General features: G+C 62.1%; 20 protein-coding genes. 13 read left to right on the top strand and 7 right to left on the bottom strand.

Annotated features, from left to right (window positions below; translation table 11 throughout):
* Positions 1-109: 109 nt before the first annotated feature.
* The 5 genes from sucD to recA all read right to left on the bottom strand — a co-directional run bounded on the left by sucD (position 110) and on the right by recA (position 5,083).
* On the bottom strand, positions 110-991 hold the full coding sequence (sucD, locus tag ACQ4WO_RS00100; protein ID WP_034746085.1) for a succinate--CoA ligase subunit alpha: 882 nt from the start codon (positions 989-991) through the stop codon (positions 110-112).
* A 13-nt stretch (positions 992-1,004) separates the two neighbouring features.
* Positions 1,005-2,174 (bottom strand): ADP-forming succinate--CoA ligase subunit beta, encoded by a 1,170-nt coding sequence (gene sucC / locus ACQ4WO_RS00095; RefSeq protein ID WP_034746081.1) that lies wholly within the window; start codon positions 2,172-2,174, stop codon positions 1,005-1,007.
* Positions 2,175-2,252: 78 nt separating this feature from the next.
* A complete protein-coding gene (locus ACQ4WO_RS00090; protein ID WP_436479739.1) occupies positions 2,253-2,813 on the bottom strand; it encodes a DUF2889 domain-containing protein in 561 nt (186 codons plus the stop codon).
* Between the two features lie 507 nt (positions 2,814-3,320).
* Positions 3,321-3,776 carry a recombination regulator RecX gene (recX, locus tag ACQ4WO_RS00085; protein ID WP_139090627.1) on the bottom strand — a complete coding sequence of 152 codons (456 nt, stop codon included), beginning with the start codon at positions 3,774-3,776 and terminating at the stop codon, positions 3,321-3,323.
* 203 nt (positions 3,777-3,979) lie between these two features.
* On the bottom strand, positions 3,980-5,083 hold the full coding sequence (gene recA, locus ACQ4WO_RS00080; RefSeq protein WP_076565922.1) for a recombinase RecA: 1,104 nt from the start codon (positions 5,081-5,083) through the stop codon (positions 3,980-3,982).
* A gap of 255 nt (positions 5,084-5,338) precedes the next feature.
* On the opposite strand from recA, the gene ACQ4WO_RS00075 reads away from it, so the two are divergent.
* The 5 genes from ACQ4WO_RS00075 to ACQ4WO_RS00055 all read left to right on the top strand — a co-directional run bounded on the left by ACQ4WO_RS00075 (position 5,339) and on the right by ACQ4WO_RS00055 (position 11,307).
* Entirely contained in the window at positions 5,339-6,073 is a 735-nt protein-coding gene (locus tag ACQ4WO_RS00075; RefSeq protein ID WP_034746066.1) for a response regulator, read from the top strand.
* Entirely contained in the window at positions 6,070-7,611 is a 1,542-nt protein-coding gene (locus ACQ4WO_RS00070; protein ID WP_436479738.1) for a sensor histidine kinase, read from the top strand. The genes ACQ4WO_RS00075 and ACQ4WO_RS00070 overlap by 4 nt, the downstream gene beginning before the upstream one ends.
* Positions 7,604-7,918 carry a DUF4212 domain-containing protein gene (locus ACQ4WO_RS00065; RefSeq protein WP_436479737.1) on the top strand — a complete coding sequence of 105 codons (315 nt, stop codon included), beginning with the start codon at positions 7,604-7,606 and terminating at the stop codon, positions 7,916-7,918. The genes ACQ4WO_RS00070 and ACQ4WO_RS00065 overlap by 8 nt, the downstream gene beginning before the upstream one ends.
* A complete protein-coding gene (locus ACQ4WO_RS00060; RefSeq protein ID WP_436479736.1) occupies positions 7,915-9,963 on the top strand; it encodes a sodium:solute symporter family protein in 2,049 nt (682 codons plus the stop codon). Before ACQ4WO_RS00065 ends, ACQ4WO_RS00060 begins: the two co-directional genes overlap by 4 nt.
* Positions 9,964-10,080: 117 nt before the next feature.
* Positions 10,081-11,307, top strand: coding sequence for a 6-phosphofructokinase (locus ACQ4WO_RS00055; protein ID WP_436479735.1), 1,227 nt, complete (start codon positions 10,081-10,083; stop codon positions 11,305-11,307).
* Here ACQ4WO_RS00055 and ACQ4WO_RS00050 read toward each other — a convergent pair.
* The gene (locus ACQ4WO_RS00050) at positions 11,304-12,140 is read right to left on the bottom strand and encodes an IclR family transcriptional regulator (protein WP_436479734.1); all 837 of its coding nucleotides are present in this window, start codon (positions 12,138-12,140) and stop codon (positions 11,304-11,306) included. The two genes, ACQ4WO_RS00055 and ACQ4WO_RS00050, sit on opposite strands and share 4 nt — an antisense overlap.
* 163 nt (positions 12,141-12,303) lie before the next feature.
* Between ACQ4WO_RS00050 and ACQ4WO_RS00045 the strand changes: the two genes are divergently transcribed.
* Complete coding sequence (locus ACQ4WO_RS00045; protein WP_436479733.1) at positions 12,304-13,920, top strand: GMC family oxidoreductase; 1,617 nt, start codon at positions 12,304-12,306, stop codon at positions 13,918-13,920.
* 121 nt (positions 13,921-14,041) lie between these two features.
* Positions 14,042-15,373 (top strand): MFS transporter, encoded by a 1,332-nt coding sequence (locus ACQ4WO_RS00040; RefSeq protein ID WP_436479732.1) that lies wholly within the window; start codon positions 14,042-14,044, stop codon positions 15,371-15,373.
* 64 nt (positions 15,374-15,437) lie between these two features.
* Here ACQ4WO_RS00040 and purM read toward each other — a convergent pair whose 3' ends face one another.
* Positions 15,438-16,481: a phosphoribosylformylglycinamidine cyclo-ligase gene (gene purM, locus ACQ4WO_RS00035; protein WP_436479731.1), complete on the bottom strand. Its 1,044-nt coding sequence runs from the start codon at positions 16,479-16,481 to the stop codon at positions 15,438-15,440.
* A 188-nt stretch (positions 16,482-16,669) separates the two neighbouring features.
* Between purM and ACQ4WO_RS00030 the strand changes: the two genes are divergently transcribed.
* The 6 genes from ACQ4WO_RS00030 (at position 16,670) to panB (ending at position 22,126) form a co-directional block, all read left to right on the top strand.
* Positions 16,670-17,752, top strand: coding sequence for an AI-2E family transporter (locus tag ACQ4WO_RS00030; protein ID WP_035822543.1), 1,083 nt, complete (start codon positions 16,670-16,672; stop codon positions 17,750-17,752).
* Positions 17,753-17,965: 213 nt separating this feature from the next.
* Positions 17,966-18,634, top strand: coding sequence for a DnaA regulatory inactivator Hda (hda, locus tag ACQ4WO_RS00025; RefSeq protein WP_034746045.1), 669 nt, complete (start codon positions 17,966-17,968; stop codon positions 18,632-18,634).
* Positions 18,634-19,305, top strand: coding sequence for a histidinol-phosphatase (locus tag ACQ4WO_RS00020; RefSeq protein WP_436480621.1), 672 nt, complete (start codon positions 18,634-18,636; stop codon positions 19,303-19,305). The genes hda and ACQ4WO_RS00020 overlap by 1 nt, the downstream gene beginning before the upstream one ends.
* A complete protein-coding gene (gene pcnB / locus ACQ4WO_RS00015; protein ID WP_436479730.1) occupies positions 19,298-20,674 on the top strand; it encodes a polynucleotide adenylyltransferase PcnB in 1,377 nt (458 codons plus the stop codon). The genes ACQ4WO_RS00020 and pcnB overlap by 8 nt, the downstream gene beginning before the upstream one ends.
* A complete protein-coding gene (folK, locus tag ACQ4WO_RS00010) occupies positions 20,671-21,147 on the top strand; it encodes a 2-amino-4-hydroxy-6-hydroxymethyldihydropteridine diphosphokinase (protein WP_436479729.1) in 477 nt (158 codons plus the stop codon). The genes pcnB and folK overlap by 4 nt, the downstream gene beginning before the upstream one ends.
* Before the next feature lie 109 nt (positions 21,148-21,256).
* Positions 21,257-22,126 (top strand): 3-methyl-2-oxobutanoate hydroxymethyltransferase, encoded by an 870-nt coding sequence (gene panB, locus ACQ4WO_RS00005; protein WP_436479728.1) that lies wholly within the window; start codon positions 21,257-21,259, stop codon positions 22,124-22,126.
* The last annotated feature ends 173 nt before the right edge of the window (positions 22,127-22,299 follow it).

Genomic DNA, 22,299 nt, shown 5'->3' with positions numbered 1-22,299 from the left:
TGGGCGGGTTCGGACCAGCGCCGTCCGCCCAGGCCGGGAATGGGCCTGTCTTGCGGACAAAAAAAGGAGCCGAAGCTCCTTTTTTGTACTGCATGAACCAGGCTGAAAATTACAGCATGGCTTTCAGCAGACGCGCCATTTCCGACGGGTTTTTGGTCACGGTGATGCCGCAAGCTTCCATAATTTCCAGCTTGGCTTGTGCCGTATCGGCACCGCCCGAGATCAGCGCGCCGGCGTGGCCCATGCGCTTGCCTGGAGGAGCGGTTACGCCAGCGATGAAGCCAACGACCGGTTTTTTCATGTTGTCTTTGATCCAATAAGCCGCGTTGGCTTCGTCCGGACCACCGATTTCGCCGATCATGATGACCGCGTCGGTATCTGGATCGTCATTGAACATCTTCATGATGTCGATGTGCTTCAGACCGTTGATCGGGTCGCCGCCGATGCCGACTGCCGACGATTGGCCCAGGCCCAGTGCGGTCAATTGACCCACTGCTTCATAGGTCAGGGTGCCCGAACGGGACACCACGCCGATACGGCCTTTCTTGTGGATGTGGCCTGGCATGATGCCGATCTTGATTTCGTCTGGCGTGATCAAGCCTGGGCAGTTAGGGCCCAGCAGCAAGGTTTTGCTGTTGGCTTTAGCCATGCGGTCTTTCAGGGCCATCATGTCACGGACAGGAATGCCTTCGGTGATGCAAATGGCCAGATCCATTTCAGCTTCGACAGCTTCCCAGATCGCCGCTGCCGCGCCTGCTGGCGGTACGTAGATGACGGAAACGTTGGCGCCGGTTTCTTTTTTCGCTTCGGTCACGTTAGCGAAAATAGGAATGCCTTCGAAATCTTCGCCTGCTTTCTTCGGGTTCACGCCTGCCACGAAGGCAGCTTTGCCGTTCGCGTAGTCGCGGCAACCGCGGGTGTGGAACTGGCCGGTCTTGCCGGTGATCCCTTGGGTAACGACTTTGGTATCTTTATTGATCAGAATGGACATGTTGATTCCTTAATTAAGCTTGACCGGCAGCAGCGGCAACGACGCTCTTGGCTGCATCTTCCATGGTGTCGGCTGCGATGATAGGCAGACCGGAATCGGCCAGCATCTTTTTGCCCAGGTCTTCGTTGGTGCCCTTCATGCGCACGACCAGCGGCACGTTCAGCGAGACGGCTTTCACTGCGGCGATCACGCCTTCAGCGATCACGTCGCAACGCATGATGCCGCCAAAAATGTTCACCAGGATGGCTTTCAGGCCTGGGTTTTTCAGCATGATCTTGAACGCTTCGGTGACTTTTTCTGCCGTGGCGCCGCCGCCGACGTCCAGGAAGTTGGCTGGCTCGCCGCCGAACAGCTTGATGGTGTCCATGGTAGCCATGGCCAGACCGGCGCCGTTCACCAGGCAACCGATGTTGCCGTCGAGCGAAATGTAGGCCAGGTCGAATTTCGACGCTTCGATTTCAGCTGGATCTTCTTCGTCCAGGTCGCGCAGGGCGACGATTTCCGGATGACGGAACAGGGCGTTCGGGTCAAAGTTGAACTTGGCGTCCAGGGCGATGACTTTGCCGCTGCCGGTGACGATCAGCGGGTTGATCTCGGCCAGCGAGCAATCGGTTTCCCAGTACGCTTTGTACAGGCCTTGCAGGTTGACGCGAGCGTCGGCGATGGAACCGGCAGGCACGCCGATTTTGGCGGCGATGTCGTCTGCCTGGGCATCGGTCAGGCCTGTGCCTGGATCAATGGTGACGTGATGGATCTTCTCTGGGTGGCTCTCGGCCACTTCTTCGATGTCCATGCCGCCTTCGGACGAAGCCATCAGGACGATTTTCTGGGTAACGCGGTCGGTGACCAGCGAAACGTACAGTTCTTGTTTGATGTCGGCGCCCTCTTCCACCAGCAGGCGGTTGACTTTCTGGCCTTCGGCGCTGGTCTGGTGCGTGATCAGCTGCATGCCCATGATCTGGTCAGCGTATTCCTTGACCTGCTCGATCGATTTTGCCACTTTCACGCCGCCGCCCTTGCCGCGGCCACCTGCGTGGATCTGCGCCTTGACAACCCATACCGGGCCGCCCAGGGTTTCCGCAGCCTTGACGGCTTCTTCGACGGACATGCACGGAATACCGCGTGGTACCGTCACTCCGTGCTGCCGGAGGATTTCTTTGGCTTGATACTCATGGATTTTCATGCTGGCTTCCCTTCTGATACTGATTTGTAAAAATACGGTTAGTGGTGCAAAAAAAACAGGAAAAACAGAGCGCCGGGGTCACGCTTTGGCTACCCAGCGCGGGTAATACTGTGCAACTGCCCCGCCATCGGTGCGCAGGGCGTGGCATTTGTCGAGTTGAAACGGCTTTTCATGCGACAAGTCAGCATTCTCACCGTCACGGGTCGACCAGACATCGCCGGCAAATGCCTGAACCGTCGCAGTCGGCAAGACTTGCGCCAGTTCGGTCAAATGGGTACAGCCAGCGATTCCCGCCAGGCGCTGTTTCAAGTCGCGGCGGAAATTCTTCAATAAATTCAAACCGATCAGCGCCCTGTAAGCGGGGCCGATGGTATCGCAAAAACCGGGATAGGGCACGGCATCGGAGGCAGCTTCGGCCTCGACAATGGTCAGTTCGCGATCGACGGTAATGCGTAAGTGGAGGTCATGCAGAGGGGCGCCGGCGGGACGGGGGCCGGAGGCCAGGGTCGCGTCATAGCTTTTGATGTCGGTGATATGGGCGTCAATATCCCACAGGCCGTCGTCGCGCACATACGCTTGGACGTCGATAACGCGGGAGTGCCGTAGGGCGCGCCGGGATACGGGAGTTGACAGGGGCATAAGACCGATGCCGCTTGCGCGGCCATAATTTAGTAAGCAGCCATGTGCCTAAAGCACTCTGTTCGCAGCTTCTACGAACAGCAACCGCACCTGCGGCGCCGCAAAAACCCTAAAAGTGTAGCACACTGGGCGCCGGTTGCGCCGCAACATAATTTTTCATTGCTTCGATAAAAACATTTCAAAGCATAAAGAATTCACATGGAAATTGACGCTATTATCACGTTCAGTGATGATAGATATACCCCCTTGCACGCCCGTCCTGCGCCAGCCGCCACATCCGTCCGGCATGGGCAAGCGCTGGTGGCGCTGGTCACGTGCAGCGCAACAATACGCCGCCAGCTTGACAGGACGATGACAGCGGAGTGCGCCGGCAAAAAATATGCCATCAAGCGTGGCGGACCGGTCCTTGCCAAACAGGCAAGGTGGGAACTGTTGCAGAAGGAACACAACGGCGAGAGCCTGTGGCCGGGCGTTCGCGCGACCAGCCCGGGCGCCGCCGGCGCGCGTCTAGTCGTCTTCGGGATCCAGCCCCTTCAAGGCCGCCTGCACGGCGCGCTGGGAAAAGCCGCGCTGCATCAGGAAGCGCATCTGTTTGTTGCGCTGCTCGGCATCCTGCGCCACCTCGCCAAACTTGCGGCGCCATACTTCGCAGGCGCGTGCAACTTCTCCCTCGGCCAGGCCCGCCTTGAGCTCCTGCAGCGCCTCGCCGCCTATGCCGTGGCTTTGCAGTTCGGCCATGATGCGGCTATTGCCGAAGCGGGCCGAGCGGCGGTGGATCAGCGACTCGGAAAAGCGCTCCTGCGACAGCCAGTTGGCCTGCTCCAGACTGTCGAGCAAGGCTTCCACATCATCGCCCTCCTGCGCATGGCGCTGCAGCTTGCGCCGCAATTCCATGCGGCTATGTTCCCGCATCGACAAAAAGCGTAGCGCCCTGCCCTTCAAACTTAGTTGTACTGCGGCCATACACCCACCTTGTCTTTCATTCCACGATCACATCACCCAAACACAATCGCCGCCCGGCGCAACAGCGCGGGACGGCGATCTTGGTCACACCTTGCGGCAAGCCATGCGTAGGTCGGATTAGGCCCCTTGGGCCGTAATCCGACAACATTGTTGGCGTCTGTGGTGTTGTCGGATTACGCGCGGCTTTGCCGCGCTAATCCGACCTACTCTGCCTTGGCTTCCGCAGCCTTGGCAGCCTTGTCGGCGGCTTTGTCCGCTTTTTCCGGCTTTTCAGCAGCCAGCGGCGGCAGTTCGCGCACGCCCAGCGACGCGCGGACCTTGTTTTCGATTTCGCGGGCCAGCGCCGGACGCTCTTGCAGGAAGGCGCGGGCGTTGTCCTTGCCCTGACCGATGCGTTCGCCGTTGTAGCTGTACCACGAACCGGATTTTTCCACGATCTTGGCATCCGAGCCCAGGTCCAGGATTTCGCCTTCGCGCGAGGTGCCTGCGCCGTACAGGATGTCGAAGTGCGCTTCCTTGAACGGTGGCGCGATCTTGTTCTTGACGACCTTGACCTTGGTTTCGTTGCCGATCACTTCATCGCCGGACTTGATCGAGCCGGTGCGGCGGATGTCCAGACGCACGGAGGCGTAGAATTTCAGCGCATTGCCGCCCGTGGTTGTTTCCGGGCTGCCGAACATCACGCCGATCTTCATGCGGATCTGGTTGATGAAGATGACCAGGGTATTGGTGCGGTTGATGGAACCGGTCAGCTTGCGCAGGGCTTGCGACATCAGACGCGCTTGCAGGCCTGGCAGGGAATCACCCATGTCGCCTTCGATCTCGGCGCGTGGCGTCAGTGCGGCCACGGAGTCGATGACGACGAGGTCGACACTGCCCGAACGCACGAGGGCGTCGCAGATTTCCAGCGCCTGCTCGCCCGTGTCCGGTTGCGAGATCAGCAATTCGTGCAGGTTCACGCCCAGCTTTTGCGCGTAGCCGACGTCCAGCGCGTGCTCGGCATCGATAAAGGCGCACGTGCCGCCCAGTTTTTGCATTTCGGCGATGGTTTGCAGGGTCAAGGTGGTTTTACCCGACGATTCCGGACCGTAGATTTCCACCACGCGGCCGCGCGGCAAGCCGCCCACGCCCAGCGCGATATCGAGGCCGAGCGAACCGGTCGACACGACTTGCACTTCTTCGATCGGTGCGCTGGCATCCATGCGCATGACCGAACCTTTGCCAAACTGCTTCTCGATCTGCGCCAGTGCGGCGGCGAGCGCCTTGGCTTTTTCCGATGCGGGTACTACAGCTTTTTTATCGTCCATATGTTCTTTCAGCCGTTCTACAGTTGCGGATTCACGTGACGCATCTACGTGAACCGTGCAGCCTGCGATAGCGCCAGTGGGTTAAATTCTTTACACAGACAGTACTGTATAAAAAAACAGTGATCAATGCAAGCGGAACGTGGATTTGTTTTGAAACAGATCAATACAACCGTGGATTTTCATAAAAATTCGCCACCTTGCGGAAAATGAAACACAATACAAGCTTCTACCGCCGCAAAGCATAGGAAGTGCACCATGCGTATTTTACTTGCCGAAGATGACAGCGTGCTGGCCGATGGCCTGACCCGCTCGCTGCGCCAGTCCGGTTATGCGATCGACTACGTCAAGACGGGCCAGGAGGCCGATACGGCCCTGTCCACCCAGGAATTCGACTTGCTGATCCTCGACCTGGGCCTGCCGAAAATGTCCGGCCTGGAAGTGCTGCGCCGCCTGCGCGCGCGCGCCTCGCTGCTGCCGGTGCTGATCCTGACGGCCGCCGATTCCATCGAACAACGCGTGAATGGCCTCGACCTCGGTGCCGACGATTATATGGCCAAGCCGTTCGCCTTGTCGGAACTGGAGGCAAGAGTGCGCGCCCTGACGCGCCGCGGCGCCGGCGGCGGCGCCACCATCATCAAGCACGGCCCCCTCAGCTACGACCAGGTGGGGCGCAGCGCCTACATCAACGACCAGATGCTCGATCTGTCGGCGCGCGAATTGGGCTTGCTGGAAATCTTGCTGGGCCGCACCGGCCGCCTCGTCTCGAAAGAGCAGCTGGTCGACCACCTGTGCGAATGGGGCGAGGAAGTGTCGAACAACGCCATCGAAGTGTATGTGCACCGCCTGCGCAAGAAGATCGAAGTGGGCGGCGTGCGCATCGCCACCGTGCGCGGCCTCGGCTATTGCCTGGAAAAATACTCGGAAGCGGCGCGCCTGAACGCCGAAGCGGGCGAGTCGGCAAGCCCGGCCAGCGGACCCGCCAGCAAGTGAAGGCGCGCGAGGCGCCAGCGGACGAGCCGGACGACGACGACTGGTTCGAGCCGCCCACCACGGAGCAGGACGACACGATCGAGCATTCGCTGTTCGGCGAAATCCTCGACTGGATGCTGGCGCCCCTGCTGCTGCTGTGGCCGATGAGCATCGCCATCACCTATCTGGTGGCCAAGGGCATCGCCAATCAGCCGTTCGACCATGCGCTGGAAGACAGCGTGACGGTACTCATGCAGCAAGTCAAGCAGGCCGATGGCGCCATGCTGCGCCGTGCGCCGGACAAGAACAGCAGCAATAATAACGGCCGCGACTTGCTGCGCGGCGACGATGTCGACACCCTGTATTACCTGGTGGCGGGCCCGCGCGGCGAATATTTGGCCGGCGACCGCGATTTGCCGCCGCCGCAAGACCCCGACAAATACCGCAGCGGCATGGTGCTGTTTCGCAACGACACCATCCACGGCACGCCCGTGCGCGTGGCGTTCAGCTATCTCGATATTCCTTCCAGCAACGACGATGAGCAAAGCCGCGCGCTGGTGCAAGTGGCCGAGACGCTGGAAAAACGCGCCCAGCTGGCCAATGAAATCATCAAGGGCGTGATTTTGCCGCAGTTCATCATCCTGCCCGTGATCCTGGCCCTCGTCTGGTTTGCCCTGGCGCGCGGCCTGTCGCCGCTGGCGCAATTGCAGGAGCGCATACGCGCCCGGCCGCCCGACGATTTATCGCCGATCGAATCGGGCCAGGTACCCGAGGAAATCACGCCGCTGGTCGGTTCGCTCAACGAGATGCTCTCGCGGCTGTCGCTGTCGATCGACATGCAGAAACGCTTCATCGCCGATGCCGCGCACCAGATGAAAACGCCGCTGGCCGGCATGCGCATGCAATCGGAGCTGGCCCTGCGCCAGACCGACCACGACGAGATTCACCGCTCGCTGCTGCAGTTGGCGAAAAGTTCGGAAGCGGCCACGCGCCTCGTCAACCAGCTGCTGGCCCTGGCGCGCGCGGAAAACCAGCCGCAGGCGGGCACGGCGTTCGAACCGATCGAACTGAGCGAACTGGCGCGCGGCGTGGTGCAGGACTGGGTGCAAGCCTCGTTTGCCCAGCATATCGACCTGGGCTTCGAACAGTCCGCGTATTCGATCATGATTTCCGGCAATGCCATGATGCTGCGCGAGCTGCTGAGCAATCTGATCGACAACGCCCTGCGCTACACGCCGTCCGGTGGCAGCGTCACGGTGCGCGTGCGCAGCACCCTGGAACTGGCCATCCTGGAAGTGGAAGATACGGGCCCCGGCATTGCGCCGGCCGAGCGGGCGCACGTGTTCGAACGCTTTTACCGCATTCTCGGCAGCAATGTCGACGGTAGCGGCCTGGGCCTGGCCATCGTGCGCGAAATTGCCCAGCAGCACGGCGCCGAAGTCGATATTTTTAACAATCCGCGCGCGCAGTCGCCAAAGCTGCCGGGCACCCTGCTGCGCCTGAGCATCGCCCTGCTGTTGCCGGACGCGCCAGAAGAGGATGACATCACGTATGGATAAGCCGAGCCCACCCGTTGCCCCGGCGCGGCCGGCGCGTACGCCCAGCCCCGAGCTGCAGGCGCGCCGTGATATGCACTGGCGCAAGACGCGGCGCCTGACGGCCATCCTGCTGCTGGTCTGGCTGCTGACGGGCTTCCTGACCGTGTTTTATGCCCGCGAGCTGTTGCACCTGAACCTGTTCGGCTGGCCGCTGCCCTTCTATATGGCGGCCCAGGGCGCCTCGCTCGTGTACCTGGCCATCATCGCCTGCTATGCCTGGCGCATGCGGCGCCTGGACCGGGACTTTCATGCCAAGGAGCAAGCATGAGCGGCCAGCGCAGCTTCTTTGCCCGGCTGAGCCGCTACTACCTGCTGTTTACGGCCGGTTTCGCCGCCTTCCTGCTGGCCCTGTCCGTGCTGGAACAGGAAGGCATGCCGCGCGCGTGGATCGGCTACCTGTTCATGCTCGTCACCATCACCCTGTACGCCACCATCGGCGTCATCAGCCGCACCTCGAACGTCACCGAATACTATGTGGCGGGGCGCCGCGTGCCGGCCATGTTCAACGGCATGGCCACTGCCGCCGACTGGATTTCGGCGGCCAGCTTCATCAGCCTGGCCGGCGGCCTGTACCTGAACGGCTTCGACGGCCTGGCCTTCATCATGGGCTGGACGGGCGGCTATTGCCTGGTGGCGCTATTGATCGCGCCCTACCTGCGCAAATTCAGCCAGTACACGATTCCCGATTTCCTCGCCGCCCGCTACGGCAGCGGTACCGACAAGCGGGGCGCCAGCGTGCGCGTGGTGGCCGTGGCCGCCACCATCATCGTGTCGTTTACCTATGTGGTGGCGCAGATCTACGCCGTCGGCCTGATCGCCTCGCGCTTCACGGGCGTGGATTTTTCCGTCGGCATCTTCCTGGGCCTGGCCAGCATCCTCGTGTGCTCCTTTCTGGGCGGCATGCGCGCCATCACCTGGACGCAGGTGGCGCAGTACATCATCATCCTCGTCGCCTTTCTGATTCCCGCCATGTGGCTGTCGGTCAAGCATGCGGACAATCCCGTGCCGCAGATCGCCTACGGCAAGGTGCTGACGCAACTGAGCGCGCGCGAACACGTGCTGGAAGCGGACCCGAAAGAAAACGAAGTGCGCGCCATCTTCCGCCAGCGCGCGCAAAGCTACCAGGCGCGCATTGACGGCTTGCCCGGCTCCTGGGAGCAAGGCCGCCTGACGGCCCAGCGCCAGCTCGATAGTTTGCGCCAGCGCAATACCTCGCTGTTCGACATCCGCAATGCGGAGCGCTACCTGATCGCCTATCCAAAAAGTCCGGACGAGGCGCGCGTGCTGTGGCAGGCGGCCCAGGCGCTGAACCAGAAACGCGCCGAACCGATCATTCCGCACGCGCAACCGTTCCCCGCCGCGAACCGCGAGCAATCCGACATCAAGCGCAATAATTTCCTGGCACTCGTGTTTTGCATGATGCTGGGCACGGCTGCCCTGCCGCATATCCTCATGCGATCGTACACCACGCCCTCCGTGCACGAAACGCGCGTGTCCGTGTTCTGGACCCTGTTCTTCATCTTGTTGATCTATCTCACGATTCCCGCGCTGGCCGTGCTGGTCAAGTACGATATTTATTCGGCGCTCGTGGGCACGCAATACGCGAACCTGCCCACGTGGGTGTCGTACTGGGCCAACGTAGACAAGCTCAGTCCCCTGATCAGCATCGTCGACGTCAACCGCGACGGCATCGTGCAACTGGCGGAAATTTCCATCGATGCCGACGTGCTGGTGCTGGCCACGCCCGAGATCGCCGGCCTGCCCTACGTGATTTCCGGCCTGGTGGCGGCAGGCGGCCTGGCCGCCGCCCTGTCGACGGCCGACGGCTTGCTGCTGGCCATCTCGAATGCCCTGTCGCACGACATCTATTACAAGGTGGTCGATCCCAGCGCCTCGACGCAAAAGCGTGTGACGATTTCAAAATTGCTGCTGCTGGCCGTGGCCTTCATCGCCGCCTATGCGGCCTCGCAAAAGCCGGCGGACATTTTGTCGCTGGTGGGCGTGGCCTTTTCCCTGGCCGCCTCGACCCTGTTCCCGCCGCTGGTGCTGGGCGTCTTCTGGCAACGCGCCAATTACCAGGGCGCGCTGGCCGGCATGCTGACAGGCTTTGGCATATGCCTGTACTACATGCTGCACACGAGCACCATGCTGGGCGGCAATGCGAGCGGTCAATGGTTCCATATCGCCCCCATCTCGGCCGGCATCTTCGGCGTGCCGGCCGGCCTGGCCGCCGCCATCCTGGTCAGCTGGCTGACGCCGGCGCCTGGACGCCGCAGCACGGGGCTGGTCGAGCATATCCGGGCGCCGGAATGAAAACGCACCAAGGCTTGGGATGACGTGGAAAAATTCCTCGACAGAACTACCGGAAAAGACAGCGTTCCGGCAAAAAAGGAGTAGGCTGGAGGGCCGTTCCACTTACGAGGAAATCCCATGCCGTCTGGAAAAATTCTTGTTGCCCAGGGAGGCGGTCCCACCGCCGTCATCAACCAGTCGCTGGTGGGCGTGGTGCTCGAATCGCGGCGCTTTCAGCATGTCACGCGCGTGTATGGCGCGCTGCACGGCGTGCGCGGCATCGTCAATGAAGAATTCGTCGACCTGACGCAGGAAACCAGCCACAACTTGGAACTGGTGGCCGCCACGCCGTCGTCGGCCCTCGGTTCCACGCGCGACAAGCCCGACATCGCCTACTGCCAGCAAATTTTCGAAGTGCTGCGCGCGCACGAGATCGAACATTTCTTCTATATCGGCGGCAACGACTCGTCCGACACGGTGCGCATCGTCAGCGAGGAAGCGCACAAGGCCGGCTATCCGCTGCGCTGCATCCACATCCCGAAAACCATCGACAACGACCTGGTGGGCAGCGACCACACGCCCGGCTTTCCCTCGGCCGCGCGCTTCGTCGCGCAAGCGTTCGCCGGCGCCAACCTCGACAACGCGGCCTTGCCCGGCGTCTATGTGGGTGTCGTGATGGGCCGCCACGCGGGCTTTTTGACGGCCGCCTCGGCGCTGGGCAAGAAGTTCCCCGACGATGGCCCGCACCTGATCTACCTGCCCGAGAGAGTCTTCGTGCTGGAACAGTTTCTTGCCGACGTGAAGGCGACCTATGAAAAATACGGCCGCTGCGTGATCGCCGTCTCGGAAGGCATCCACGATGCCTCGGGCGAGCCGATCGCCAGCCTGCTGGCCAAACAGGTGGGCAATGAGGTCGAGCGCGATGCGCACGGCAATGTGCAATTGTCGGGCACGGGCGCGCTGGCCGACCTGCTGTGCGACGAAATCAAGGCGAAACTTGGCATCAAGCGCGTGCGCGGCGATACCTTCGGCTACCTGCAACGCTCCTTCATCGGATGCGTCTCTGATGTAGATCAACGCGAGGCCCGCGAAGTGGGCGAAAAGGCGGTGCAGTTCGCCATGTGGGGCGACCGCGACGGTTCGGTGGCCATCAAGCGCACGGGCTTTTATTCCGTCGATTATGAATTGCTGCCGCTCACCGAGGTTGCGGGCAAGACGCGCACCATGGAAGACGAGTTCATCAGCGCCAGCGGCACGGACGTCACCGATGCTTTCCGCCTGTACTTGCGTCCGCTGCTGGGCTCGGGCATGCCCGACGCCTTCCGCCTGCGCGCGGCCAAGGTGGCGAAGGTGCTCAAGCCCTAGCTGTTTTCCGCCAGCAATAGCGGCCGTAGTTTCACGGCCGCCTCCTTGAGCTGCGGCACGTGCTGCATCAGTTGCTCCACGGATTTGCGCGCCACGGGTGCGTGGCAGGCCACGGCCGCCACGATGCGTCCGTCGGCCGCGCAGATAGGCACGGCCACGGCCACCATGCCGTGCACGAATTCCTCGTCGTCGATGCCGATGCCCAGGCGGGCGATGCGCACGATCTCGCGCTCCAGCAATGCCGGGTCGGTAATGCTTTTCGGCGTGCGCGCTTCCAAGGTCAGCATGGCCAGCAGCTCGCGCCGCTCCAGCAAACTCATATGCGCAAGAAATAATTTTCCGCTCGCCGTGCAATGCATGGGTGCGCGGCTGCCCAGCACCAGATGCAGGCGCAGCGGTTCCTGCGTTTCCACGCGGTCCACGTAGACGATCGCATTGCCTTCGGGAATGGCCAGATTGCACGTCTCGCCCGTGACGGCCACCAGGCTGCCCAGGATGCTGCGGCTCACGCGGATCAGGGCATTGTTGCGCAGGGTGGCCAGCGCCAGGTTGGTCGAGGCGGCGCCGGGCACATAGCCGCGTCCCACGGGCGTGCGCAGCACATAGCCATGCTGCTCCAGGGTATCGAGCAAACGCATCATGCTGGCCTTGGGCACTTGCATGCGCGCGGCCAGTTGCGACAAGGTCAATGGCTGGCTGGCGCTGGCCAGGTGCTCGATCAGACGCAGCACGCGCAAACCGCGCGCCTCGTCGCCATGACTCGCCGTCGTGCCGGTCTCCACTTGCCCCCCTTCTTCGGCCTCGCCCGGCCGTTTTTGAAACGCATCATGCATGTTCTGTTTCACCTCTCGCGTATGTGGCTGTTTCCGCTTGTCCCGGTGCCGCACGTCTTTTATAAATGGAACAAGACGTTCCAAAAATAATCAATAAAGACCAGTGTATCGCAAAAAATGCCCGCCGAGGCGGCGCGATACCGCAACGCAGGAGACAAAAGTAATGTTGCAAACACACTACGATTACATCGTTGTCGGCGCCGGTTCCGCCGGCTGCGTGCTGGCCAACCGCCTGTCGCACGACAGCAACAACCAGGTATTGCTGCTGGAAGCGGGCGGCAAGGACAACAATCCCTGGATACACGTGCCGGTCGGCTATTTCAAGACCATGCACGATCCCAAGCTGGACTGGTGCTACCGCACGGAAGCGGACGCCGGCATCGCCGGGCGCCAGCTGCAATGGCCGCGCGGCAAGGTGCTGGGCGGCTCCAGCTCGCTCAACGGCTTGCTGTACGTGCGGGGCCAGAAGGAAGATTACGACCGCTGGGCCGAGCTCGGCAATACAGGCTGGAGCTATGCCGAAGTGCTGCCCTATTTCAAGAAATCGGAAGACCAGGAACGCGGCGCCAGCGATTACCACGGCGTGGGCGGCCCGTTAAAAGTGTCGGACTTGCGGCTGCGCCGCCCCATCGCCGAACATTTCATTGCCGGCGCCACGGAAAGCGGCATCCCCTTCAATGCCGATTACAACGGCGCCACGCAGGAAGGCGTCGGCTACTTCCAGCAGACGGCCAGCAAGGGCTTGCGCTGGAGCTCGGCGAAAGCCTTCCTTCGGCCGGCCCGCAAGCGCGCCAACCTGCGCGTGGAAGTGCGCGCGCAAATCACGCGCGTGCTGTTCGAGGGCAAGCGCGCCGTCGGCATCGAATATCAGCAGGATGGCCAGCTGCGCCAGGCGCGCGCCAGCGGCGAAGTGATACTCTGCGCGGGCGCCATCGGTTCGCCGCAAATCCTGCAATGCTCGGGCGTGGGACCGCGCGCCCTGCTCGATGAAGTGGGCGTGCCGCTCGTGCACGATTTGCCCGGCGTGGGACAGAACCTGCAAGACCATCTGCAAATCCGCCTCGTCTTCAAGACGCGCCTGAAAACCCTCAACGATGAAGTCAACAGCCTGTGGGGCAAGCTGTGGGTGGGCATGCAATATGTGTTTTCCCGCTCAGGGCCCCTGACCCTGGCGGCCAGCCAGGTGACGGTGTTTACCAAGTCGTCGCCCGAAGTGGAACGGCCCGACATCCAGTTCCACATGCAGCCTCTGAGCGCCGACAAGCCGGGCGAAGGCGCGCATCCGTTTTCCGCGTTCACGTCGTCCGTGTGCCAGCTGCGCCCGCACAGCCGCGGCCACGTGTCGATCAAGTCCGCCGATCCTCTCGCCTATCCGGGTATCTACCCGAATTATCTGTCCGACCCGCGCGACCAGCAAACGGCGATCGCCGCCCTGCGCGTGGCGCGCAAAATCGCCGCCGCCCCGTCGCTGGCGCCGCACATCATTTCCGAGTTCGTGCCCGGCCCGCAGTTCCAGAGCGATGAAGAACTGCTGGACGCGGCGCGGCGCTTCAGCCAGTCGATCTACCACCCGAGCGGCACCTGCAAGATGGGGCATGACGCCATGGCCGTCGTCGACGAGCGCCTGCGCGTGCACGGCATGCAGAACCTGCGCGTGGTCGACGCGTCGATCATGCCGGAAATCGTCTCGGGCAATACGAACGCACCCACCATCATGATCGCCGAAAAGGCGGCCGACATGATTTTGGCGGATGCCGTGCGGCTGCCCAAGGCTGCCTAAGCAGCTCCCCATTCCACCTCACCCAGGAGGATGCCAGCGGCAGGCAGACGGCCCCGCCCCATGTAAAGGCGACAAGCCAAACATCAAACACATAATCGATATCGATAGGAGACTAGATATTATGGATAACAATACGAACAATCCGAAAAAGGCCAAAGAGCTACGGAAAGTCGTGATGGCCAGCGTGATCGGCGCCACCATCGAATGGTATGACTTCTTTTTATACGGCGTCGTGGCCGGCATCGTGTTCAGCAAGCTGTATTTCCCGGGCGGCGATCCGCTCGTCTCGACCATGCTGGCTTACGGCACCTTTGCCGTGGGCTTTCTGTCGCGCCCCATCGGGGGCGTGATCTTCGGGCACTTCGGCGACAAGATCGGCCGCAAGAGCATGCTGGTGATGACCCTGATGATCATGGGCATCTCCACCTTCCTGATCGGCGTGCTGCCGACGTATGACCACATCGGCTACTGGGCCCCGGGCCTGCTGCTGTTCCTGCGCGTGCTGCAAGGTATCGGCCTCGGTGGCGAATGGGGCGGCGCCGTGCTGATGGCGTATGAATATGCGCCCCCCAAAGAGCGCGGTTTCTATGCCAGCCTGCCGCAGATCGGCCTGGCCATCGGCCTGTGCCTCGCTTCCGGCGTGGTGGCGATCCTGTCGTACACCTTGACCGATGCGCAGTTCCTGTCCTGGGGCTGGCGCATAGCTTTCATCCTGTCGGCTGCCCTCGTCTTCATCGGCATGTGGATACGTTTGAACGTGATGGAAACGCCCGAGTTCCAGGCCGTCAAGGAAAAGAACGCGGAGACGCAGATCCCATTCTTCGACCTGCTGAAACGCTATCCGGGCAACGTCTTGAAGGGCATGGGCGCGCGCTATATCGACGGCGTGTTCTTCAATATCTTCGGCGTGTTTTCCATCACCTATCTGACCAACACCATCAAGATCGACCGCACGGAAGCGCTGATGGGCGTGATGGCGTCGGCCGTCGTGATGTGCTTCTGCATCCCGTTCTTCGGCCGCCTGTCGGACCGCATCGGCCGCAGCAAGGTGTTTTTCTGGGGCTCGTTGATCACGGGCGTGTCGTCGATTCCCGCCTTCTGGATAATGCTCAACCACGCCGACAATCCGCTGCTGCTGTGGTGTTCCGTGATCATCCCGCTGGGCGTGCTGTATTCGGCCGTGTACGGCCCGGAAGCGGCCCTGTTCTGCGACCTGTTCGACGCCCAGGTGCGCTACACGGGCATCTCCTTCGTGTACCAGTTCTCGGGCATCTTCGCCAGCGGCCTGACGCCCATCATCGCCACCTATCTGCTGAAAACGGGCAATGGCGAGCCATGGTACATCGTCGGCTACATCCTGTTCGCCTCCCTCGTCTCGGCCGTCAGCGTGGCCATGATCGGAAAAGGCGGCTCGCAGCCGGATGGCCGCATGAAGACGGCGCACGCGCGGTAGACATCCAGGCATAAAAAAAGGCAGGCCTCTCGCGAGCGCCTGCCTTTCCTGTTCAAGCTACAGCTTAGATAACAATTGTCTGATGCTCGTCGCCGTTACGCGCGCGGATGGTGCCGATGCGCGACACGGTTTCGCCGGCCGCTTGCAGCTGGGCGATGGCGTCGTCCGCGTTCTCTTGCGAGACGATGACGGTCATGCCGATGCCGCAGTTGAAGACGCGGTGCATCTCGGCGTCAGCCACGCCGCCGTGCTGTTGCAGCCACGTGAACAGCGGCGGCATGGTCCATGCCTTCGAATCCAGTTCGGCCACCAGGCCAGGCTGCAGCACGCGCGGGATGTTTTCCACCAGACCGCCGCCGGTGATGTGCACCATGCCCTTGACTTCCATGGCATCCATCAGCGCCAGCAGCGGCTTGACGTAGATGCGCGTCGGCTGCATCAGCACGTCGGCCAGCTTGCGACCGTGGAAGTCGCCTTCCAGGTCAGGTTTCGCCACTTCGATGATCTTGCGCACCAGCGAGTAACCGTTCGAGTGCACGCCCGACGAGGCCAGGCCCAGCACCACGTCGCCCGGGGCGATCTTGGTGCCGTCGATGATTTTCGATTTTTCCACGGCGCCGACGGCAAAACCTGCCAGATCGTATTCGCCGGCCGGGTACATGCTCGGCATTTCCGCCGTTTCGCCGCCGATCAGCGCGCAACCGGCCTGTTCGCAACCCTGGGCGATGCCCTTGATGACGTCGGTGGCAATGGCCACGTCCAGCTTGCCGCAAGCGAAGTAGTCGAGGAAGAACAGCGGCTCGGCGCCTTGCACCAGGATATCGTTGACGCTCATGGCAACCAGGTCGATGCCGACCGTGTCATGGCGGTTCAGTTCGAACGCCAGGCGCAATTTGGTGCCAACGCCGTCGGTACCGGAGACCAGCACCGGTTCCTTGTACTTCTTGCTGATTTCAAACATGGCGCCAAAACCGCCCAGGCCGCCCATCACGCCTTCGCGCAGGGTGCGCTTGGCAAACGGCTTGATTGCTTCGACTAAAGCGTCGCCTGCGTCGATATCGACGCCAGCGTCACGGTAGGAAAGGGAAACATTAGAAGTCTGGTTCATGGTGTGGTGGCAGCGGAGGCGGTAAAATAGAAGGCGGATACCCGCCAGCACGCGCGCGCAAGCATGTTTTTCAACATCGTGCGGCAGGGCGCCAGCGGGTGAATTCGGTCGATCAAGTCGCTATTTTATCAAACTGCCCCGCTATTTCGTAATTAACTGCCTTTTTTTAACGCAACAGTACAAACTACATGCCATTCGCCATCACCGCCGAACAGAAGCAAACAGCATTTTGGATCGCGGTCTGGCTGGCATTTTTGCTGCTGCTCGTCAGCCTCGGCCCCATCCTGACGCCCTTCCTGGCCGCCGCCATCCTCGCCTACGTGCTCAATCCCGGCGTCGACCGCTTGCAGCGCCTCCATTACAAGCGCTTTTACGTGCCCCGTCCGCTGGCCGTGCTGGTCGTCGTAGTGTTGTTTTTCCTCGCCATTACGGCGCTCGTGCTGATCGTCGTGCCCGTGTTGCAGAAGGAAATCCCGCTGCTGCAGGCGCAAATCCCGCAATTCCTCAGCAAGGCGAACGAGTTCCTGGCGCCGAAACTGCGCGACCTCGGCATCCGCGTGCGCCTGGACGGCACGGGCATCAAGCGCATGCTGAGCCAGCAGATGGCCACCAGCGGCGATGAAATCTGGAGCACGGTGCTCGCCTCGGCCCGCATCGGCGGCACGGCCGTGCTGGGCTGGCTGGCCACCGTGGTGCTGATTCCCGTGGTGCTGTTTTATTTGTTGCTGGACTGGCATCCGATGCTGGCGCGCATCGCCGGCGCCGTGCCGCGCCGCTGGGTCGGCCGCACGGTGGGCATGGCGCAGGAAGTCGACACCCTGCTGGCGCAATACCTGCGCGGCCAGTTGCTCGTCATGCTGGTGCTGGCCACGTATTACTCGGTGGCACTGGCCATCGCCGGTTTTGAAGTGGCATTGCCTGTGGGCATCATCACGGGCTTGCTGGTGTTCATCCCCTACCTGGGCTTCGGCCTGGGCCTGATGCTGGCGCTGATCGCCGCCCTGCTGCAGTTTGCCGACTGGAGCGGCGTCATCGCCGTGGCCGTCATCTACGGCTGCGGTCAGGTCATCGAAGGCTTTTTCCTCACGCCGCGCCTGGTGGGCGAGCGCATCGGTTTAAATCCGCTGGCCGTGATCTTCGCTTTATTAGCTTTCGGACAATTATTCGGTTTCGTCGGCGTTTTGCTCGCTTTACCCGCTTCTGCCGTCCTGATGGTCGCTTTTAAGCATCTAAGACGCCACTACCTGTCCAGCACCTTCTATAATGCGTGACAAGGTGACTGACATAAGCTGCTGCGCGTCGCACTTTGCGGCCGGCGATGCTCACCGTACCAAAGTACGGTTGCGCTTCTCGGCCACAAATCGCTGCCGCTCGCTACGCTTCTGTCAGGCACCCGATACGATTGCAATGCCAAATTAACAACCAATTAACCACAGCGACGACGACGCATACGCAGTAATGAAAAACAGGACAAGGCGTACGCCATGAAACAACTGGTGCTCGATTTAGGCACAGACCAGGCGCACAGCCTCGATACCTTCGAGGTGGGACAAAATGCCGAAGTGGCGCAGCTGATGCGCCAGTTCGCCGCGCGCACGTCGCGCGAACATTTTGCCTACCTGTGGGGCGAACTGGCCGCCGGCAAGAGCCACCTGCTCAAGGCCCTGGCCAGCACCGAGCGCGCGCGCTACATTTCGCCATTCTCGATCGAGTCCGAATTCGTGTATTCGCCTGACGTCGACCTGTACCTGCTCGACGACTGCGAAAAGCTGTCGCCGCTGGCGCAGATCGATGCCTTTGCCCTGTTCAATGAAATCCGCGCCAACAAGGCATTCATGGTCTGCAGCGGCGCCGTGCCGCCCGCCGTGCTGCCCGTGCGCGAAGACTTGCGCACGCGCATGGGCTGGGGCCTGATCTATCAAATCCACGGCTTGACCGACGATGAAAAAATCGCCGCCCTGACCCAGGCGGCCGCCACCCGCGGCTTGACCTTGTCGCCCGGCGTGTTACCCTATCTGCTGTCCCATTTCCGGCGCGACATGCGTTCGCTGTCGACGATGCTGGACTCTCTCGATCTCTACTCCCTTGAAACCCAACGCCCGATCACCTTGCCATTGTTGCGCGAGTTGCTGCAGGCGGAAGCGAAAGAATGATGAATCTGGCCCTGTTTGACCTCGACCACACCCTGCTGCCCATCGACTCGGACAATGAGTGGGGTAATTTCATGGTACGCACCGGCCTGATCGACGGCACGTCGTATACCAGCCGTAACGCCGACTTTTACGAACAGTACAAAGCCGGCACGCTCGACGCCATCGAATACCTGGAATTCGTGCTCGGCACGCTGTCGAAATTTCCGCGCCAGCAGCTGGACCAGCTGCACCTGCAATACATGGACGAAGTGATCAAGCCTGCCATCCTGCCATCGGTACTCGCGCTGCTGCAGCAGCACCGCGATGCGGGCGACCTGGTGGCCATCGTCACCGCGACCAACCATTTCATCGCCAAACCCATCGCCGATGCGCTGGGCGTCGAGCACCTGATCGCGGCCATGCCGGAACTGGACGGCGAAGGTAATTTCACGGGCCGGATTGACGGCACCCCCACCCTGGGCGCGGGCAAGCTGACCCACACCTATGCCTGGCTGGAAAAGCTGGGCAAGACCATGGGCGACTTCGAGCGCACGTATTTCTACAGCGATTCGCACAACGACATTCCGCTGATGTCGGTCGTGACCCACCCGGTCGCGACCAATCCCAACACCGCTTTGAGCGCACACGCATCCCTCCACGGCTGGCCATCACTCCATTTATTCAATGATTAAAAAATTCATCCGCAAGATCCTCGGCGTTAAAAAAGAGGCAGCGCGCGACACCACGGCACCCATCGTGCTCGGTCCCGCGCAACACGGAATCGACCCGAAACTGGTGTCGTCGAATGCCATCCGCGTCACCAGCAGCCTGCAGGAAGCGGGCTTTGAAGCGTTCGTCGTCGGCGGCGCCGTGCGCGACCTGCTGCTGGGAGTCAAACCGAAAGACTTCGACATCGCCACCAACGCCACGCCGGAACAGGTCAAGCGTTTGTTCCGCCGCGCCTTCATCATCGGCAAGCGCTTCCAGATCGTGCACGTGATGTTCGGCCAGGACCTGCTGGAAGTGACGACCTTCCGCGGCGCCGGTGCCGACTCCGCGCCCAAGGATGAACATGGCCGCGTCCTGCGCGACAACACCTTCGGTCTGCAGCACGAAGACGCGCTGCGCCGCGACTTCACCATCAACGCCATGTACTACAACCCGGCCACGCAGGAAGTGCTGGACTACCATGGCGGCGTGGAAGACATCCGCGCCAAGACCTTGCGCATGATCGGCAAACCGGAAGAACGCTACCGCGAAGATCCCGTGCGCATGCTGCGCGTCGTGCGCTTCGCCGCCAAGCTGAAATTCACCATCGAGCCGTATACGGCCGCGCCGATTCCCGTCATGGCGCCGCTGATCAACAACGTGCCCGCGCCGCGCGTGTTCGACGAAATGCTCAAACTCCTGATGAGCGGCCACGCGCTGGCTTGCCTGCAGCAGCTGCGCAAGGAAGGCTTGCATCACGGCCTGCTGCCGCTGCTCGACGTGGTGCTGGAACAGCCGCTGGGCGCGAAATTCGTCACCCTGGCGCTGGACGCCACGGACCAGCGCATCGCCGCCGGCAAGACCGTCTCGCCAGGCTTCCTGTTTGCCTCGCTGCTGTGGCACCAGGTGCTGGAAAAATGGACGGCCTACCGCGCCGCCGGCGAGTCGACGATCCCCGCGCTGCACCTGGCGGCCGACGACGTGCTCGATTCGCAAACGGAAAAACTGGCCTTGCAGCGCAAGATCGGTTCCGACATGCGCGACATCTGGTCGATGCAGCCGCGCTTCGAGCGCCGCGTCGGCAAGGCGCCGTACAAGCTGCTCGAGCACCTGCGCTTCCGCGCCGGCTACGACTTCCTGCTGCTGCGCTGCGCCTCGGGCGAGATCGACATGGACATCGGCGAATGGTGGACGGCCTTCTATGAAGGCGACGAGGAAACGCGCGAAGCGCTGCTCGTCAGCGCCAATGCCGCGCCGGGCGCCGTCAAGAAGAAGCGCCCGCCACGCCGCAGCACGCGCAGCAAGACCAGCACGGGCGGCGGCTCGACCACCGGCAGCACCAGCGGCGAATGACGGTCACCGCCTACATCGGCATCGGGGCCAACCTGGGCGACGCGCGCGCGAATGTGCAGGATGCGATCGCGCGCCTGGCGCGCCTGCCTGGCGCATCCCTCGTTGACGCCTCGGCCAGCTACCGCACGGCGCCCATCGATTCGAGCGGCGACGACTACATCAACGCCGTGGCGCGCATCACGACCACCCTGCCGGCAGAGGAACTGCTGCTGGCGCTGCACGCCATCGAGGCGGCGCACGGGCGCGAGCGGCCTTACCGCAACGCGCCGCGCACCCTGGACCTGGACTTGCTGCTGTACGGCGACGAGCAAATCGCCAGCGCCACCCTGACGGTGCCACATCCACGCATCACCGAGCGCGCCTTCGTGCTGGTGCCGCTCCTGGCCCTGGCGCCCGCCATCGTCGTGCCCGGGCTCGGGCCGGCGCAAGCCTTCCTGGCAAGCGTCGCCGACCAGGCCATCAGCAAGCTCTGAGCCACGGCGCCGGACATACACTACAATGCCGCCCCTGCACGCCGCCATATAAAGTACTACACTAGCGGCGTCGCAATCGCATCACCCCCTTTCACTCTAGAGAATACCTATGTCCGCTTATTTGCAAGGAACAGATCTGGCAGCCAAAGACAAGGCCGCCGCGCCGGCGCCAGCCAAGCCTGTCGTCAACAAGGCCGTGACCATCCATACCCTGGCCGCGCTGCGCGCCGCCGGCGAAAAGATCACCATGCTGACCTGCTATGACGCCAGCTTCGCGTCCCTGATGGACCGCTGCGGCGTCGAGATCCTGCTGATCGGCGATTCGCTCGGCATGGTCTGCAATGGCCACAATTCCACCCTGCCCGTCACCGTGGCCGAACTGGCCTACCACACGGCGTCCGTCGCGCGCGGCAGCAAGTCGGCCATGATCATGTCCGACCTGCCGTTCGGCGCGTACGGCACGCCCGAGACGGCGTACGCCAACGCCGTCATCCTGATGCAGGCTGGCGCGCACATGATCAAGATCGAAGGCGGCGCATGGCTGGCCGAAACGGTCCGTTTCCTCACCGAGCGCGGCATCCCCATCTGCGCCCACATCGGCCTGACGCCGCAATCCGTGCACCAGCTGGGCGGCTATAAAGTACAGGGCAAGAGCACGGAAAGCGCAGCCGAACTGAAGAACGATGCGCTGGTGCTGCAACACGCGGGCGCCGCCATCGTGCTGATGGAGGCGATGCCTACGCAGCTGGGCAAGGAAGTGACGGACATGCTGACGATACCGACGATCGGCATCGGTGCAGGCCCCGACTGCTCGGGCCAGGTCCTCGTCATGCACGACATGCTGGGCGTCTTCCCAGGCCGCAAGGCGCGCTTCGTGCGCAACTTCATGGAAGGCGCCGCCAGCATCGACGACGCCGTCACCGGCTACGTCAAAGCCGTCAAGGATGGCAGCTTCCCGGCGCTGGAACACTGCTTCTGATGTAGTTTGTCGGCTTACGCGCTGCGCGCCAAGCCGACCTACGATGCTGGTTACATGTAGATACTGTTATCCCCGTCAAGCAGCGTGCAAGGTCGGATCAAATATTTTGCCCGACCTGAGTACGCCGAATGCTACATGCACCAGCTTGCGCATCATGGCGCCGATGATCAGTT

It is taken from the genome of Janthinobacterium aestuarii (assembly GCF_051380835.1).
Taxonomy (GTDB): Bacteria; Pseudomonadota; Gammaproteobacteria; order Burkholderiales; family Burkholderiaceae_D; genus Janthinobacterium; species Janthinobacterium aestuarii.
The sequence above is the reverse complement of the archived record's forward strand: the minus strand, read 5'-3'. Positions and strand labels throughout refer to the sequence as shown.

What these genes read in the sequence shown, in the direction of transcription:
- sucD (WP_034746085.1), bottom strand. Translation starts at nt 991, where the DNA reads ATGTCCATTCTGATCAATAAAGATACCAAAGTCGTTACCCAAGGGATC.
- sucC (WP_034746081.1), bottom strand. Translation starts at nt 2,174, where the DNA reads ATGAAAATCCATGAGTATCAAGCCAAAGAAATCCTCCGGCAGCACGGA.
- ACQ4WO_RS00090 (WP_436479739.1), bottom strand. Translation starts at nt 2,813, where the DNA reads ATGCCCCTGTCAACTCCCGTATCCCGGCGCGCCCTACGGCACTCCCGC.
- recX (WP_139090627.1), bottom strand. Translation starts at nt 3,776, where the DNA reads ATGGCCGCAGTACAACTAAGTTTGAAGGGCAGGGCGCTACGCTTTTTG.
- recA (WP_076565922.1), bottom strand. Translation starts at nt 5,083, where the DNA reads ATGGACGATAAAAAAGCTGTAGTACCCGCATCGGAAAAAGCCAAGGCG.
- ACQ4WO_RS00075 (WP_034746066.1), top strand. Translation starts at nt 5,339, where the DNA reads ATGCGTATTTTACTTGCCGAAGATGACAGCGTGCTGGCCGATGGCCTG.
- ACQ4WO_RS00065 (WP_436479737.1), top strand. Translation starts at nt 7,604, where the DNA reads ATGGATAAGCCGAGCCCACCCGTTGCCCCGGCGCGGCCGGCGCGTACG.
- ACQ4WO_RS00060 (WP_436479736.1), top strand. Translation starts at nt 7,915, where the DNA reads ATGAGCGGCCAGCGCAGCTTCTTTGCCCGGCTGAGCCGCTACTACCTG.
- ACQ4WO_RS00055 (WP_436479735.1), top strand. Translation starts at nt 10,081, where the DNA reads ATGCCGTCTGGAAAAATTCTTGTTGCCCAGGGAGGCGGTCCCACCGCC.
- ACQ4WO_RS00050 (WP_436479734.1), bottom strand. Translation starts at nt 12,140, where the DNA reads ATGCATGATGCGTTTCAAAAACGGCCGGGCGAGGCCGAAGAAGGGGGG.
- ACQ4WO_RS00045 (WP_436479733.1), top strand. Translation starts at nt 12,304, where the DNA reads ATGTTGCAAACACACTACGATTACATCGTTGTCGGCGCCGGTTCCGCC.
- ACQ4WO_RS00040 (WP_436479732.1), top strand. Translation starts at nt 14,042, where the DNA reads ATGGATAACAATACGAACAATCCGAAAAAGGCCAAAGAGCTACGGAAA.
- purM (WP_436479731.1), bottom strand. Translation starts at nt 16,481, where the DNA reads ATGAACCAGACTTCTAATGTTTCCCTTTCCTACCGTGACGCTGGCGTC.
- ACQ4WO_RS00030 (WP_035822543.1), top strand. Translation starts at nt 16,670, where the DNA reads ATGCCATTCGCCATCACCGCCGAACAGAAGCAAACAGCATTTTGGATC.
- hda (WP_034746045.1), top strand. Translation starts at nt 17,966, where the DNA reads ATGAAACAACTGGTGCTCGATTTAGGCACAGACCAGGCGCACAGCCTC.
- ACQ4WO_RS00020 (WP_436480621.1), top strand. Translation starts at nt 18,634, where the DNA reads ATGAATCTGGCCCTGTTTGACCTCGACCACACCCTGCTGCCCATCGAC.
- pcnB (WP_436479730.1), top strand. Translation starts at nt 19,298, where the DNA reads ATGATTAAAAAATTCATCCGCAAGATCCTCGGCGTTAAAAAAGAGGCA.
- folK (WP_436479729.1), top strand. Translation starts at nt 20,671, where the DNA reads ATGACGGTCACCGCCTACATCGGCATCGGGGCCAACCTGGGCGACGCG.
- panB (WP_436479728.1), top strand. Translation starts at nt 21,257, where the DNA reads ATGTCCGCTTATTTGCAAGGAACAGATCTGGCAGCCAAAGACAAGGCC.